The 1638-nt window shown below is 66.4% G+C and carries 1 protein-coding gene; it reads left to right on the top strand.

Features of this window, described 5'->3' with window-relative positions; all coding sequences use genetic code 11:
• Nucleotides 1-1638 (top strand): DNA-directed RNA polymerase subunit beta (gene rpoB / locus ACWESM_RS36585; protein WP_452495725.1); only part of this gene is annotated, 1638 nt, incomplete at both ends.

Here is a 1638-nt window from a genome sequence, read left to right as displayed (position 1 = left end):
AGTGTGCGGGTCATCCCGAGCCGTGGCGCGTGGCTGGAGTTCGATGTGGACAAGCGCGACACCGTGGGTGTGCGCATCGACCGCAAACGCCGCCAGCCGGTCACCGTGCTGCTCAAGGCGCTGGGGTGGACCACCGAGGAGATCGTCGAGCGCTTCGGCTTCTCCGAGATCATGATGTCGACCCTGGAGAAGGACAACACCGCCGGTCAGGACGAGGCGCTGCTGGACATCTACCGCAAGCTGCGTCCGGGCGAGCCGCCGACGAAGGAGTCCGCGCAGACCCTGTTGGAGAACCTGTTCTTCAAGGAGAAGCGCTACGACCTGGCGCGCGTTGGCCGGTACAAGGTCAACAAGAAGCTCGGCATCCACCTGGGCGAGCAGGTCGTCGGTTCGGTCTTGACGAAGGAAGACATCGTCAACACCATCGAGTACCTGGTGCGCCTGCACGCGGGTGACAAGCTCATGACCGCCCCCGGCGGCGTCGAGGTCCCGGTGGAAGTGGACGACATCGACCACTTCGGCAACCGCCGCCTGCGCACCGTCGGCGAGCTGATCCAGAACCAGATCCGGGTCGGCCTCTCCCGTATGGAGCGCGTGGTCCGCGAGCGGATGACCACTCAGGACGTCGAGGCGATCACGCCGCAGACCCTGATCAACATCCGCCCGGTCGTCGCCGCGATCAAGGAGTTCTTCGGAACGTCCCAGCTGTCGCAGTTCATGGACCAGAACAACCCGCTGTCGGGCCTGACCCACAAGCGTCGTCTCTCGGCGCTCGGCCCGGGTGGTCTGTCCCGTGAGCGCGCCGGTCTGGAAGTCCGTGACGTCCACCCGTCGCACTACGGCCGCATGTGCCCGATCGAGACCCCGGAAGGCCCGAACATCGGCCTGATCGGTTCGCTGTCGGTGTACGCGCGGGTCAACCCGTTCGGCTTCATCGAGACCCCGTACCGCAAGGTCGTCGACGGCCGGGTCACCGACGAGGTGGTCTACCTGACCGCCGACGAAGAGGACCGCCACGTGCGCGCCCAGGCGAACTCGCCGGTCGGCGCGGACGGCCGCTTCCTCGAGGATCGGGTCCTGTGCCGCCGTGGCAACGAGGAGAACGAGCTCGTCGCCGCTAGCGAGGTCGACTTCATGGACGTCTCGCCGCGCCAGATGGTGTCGGTCGCGACGGCGATGATCCCGTTCCTCGAGCACGACGACGCCAACCGCGCCCTGATGGGCGCGAACATGCAGCGTCAGGCGGTTCCGCTGATCCGTTCCGAGGCGCCGATCGTCGGCACCGGTATGGAGTTGCGTGCCGCGGTCGACGCCGGTGACGTGGTGGTGAACGAGAAGGCCGGTGTGGTCGAGGAGGTCTCCGCCGACTACGTCACCGTGATGGCCGACGACGGCACCCGCAAGAGCTACCGGATGCGCAAGTTCAACCGGTCGAACCAGGGCACCTGCTCCAACCAGCGTCCGATCGTGGACGAGGGCCAGCGGGTGGAGCGCGGTCAGGTTCTGGCCGATGGTCCGTGCACCGAGAACGGTGAGATGGCTCTGGGTAAGAACCTGCTGGTGGCGATCATGCCGTGGGAGGGTCACAACTACGAGGACGCGATCATCCTGTCGCAGCGGTTGGTGGAGGAGGACGTT

The organism is Nocardia sp. NPDC003999, from assembly GCF_053604885.1.
The sequence above is the reverse complement of the archived record's forward strand: the minus strand, read 5'-3'. Positions and strand labels throughout refer to the sequence as shown.